We start from the raw sequence: 396 nt of genomic DNA on the forward strand, positions 1-396 counted from the left end.
GTCGTAGTACCTCCAACGTATACAGTGAATTGGCCAACCGCTGGACGACCTCCAACCCAACCTCGGATATTCCCCGGGCGGGTAGCATGGTCAGTATCGCCGACATCCGTTCCAATACTGCACTGATGGAGGATGGCTCGCACCTGCGACTAAAAAATATTCGTCTGGGCTATACGGTCCCCCTGAAAGGCAAGGCAGTCCGAAACCTTTCGGTATACGCCGTAGGCACCAACCTCTTTTTGGCATCGAGCTTCCGGGGCTACGATCCGGAAGCCAACCGATTGGGAACCAACTCGACGGTAAGGGGGATTATCCGGGGCGAGTACCCCAACGCGAAAACCGTAACCTTTGGTGTAAAAGCTAACTTCTAACTGAAACAATCATGAAAAAACTACT

Annotated in this window: 1 protein-coding gene; it reads left to right on the forward strand. The window is 52.5% G+C overall.

Annotation, left to right across the window (positions count from 1 at the left end):
* On the forward strand, positions 1–371 hold a 371-nt coding region (locus ACLD7X_RS19500; protein WP_411425331.1), incomplete at its 5' end, for a hypothetical protein.
* Between the last annotated feature and the right edge of the window lie 25 nt (positions 372–396).

It is taken from the genome of Aphanothece microscopica RSMan92, assembly GCF_046613545.2.
Lineage (GTDB): Bacteria > Cyanobacteriota > Cyanobacteriia > PCC-6307 > Cyanobiaceae > NIES-981.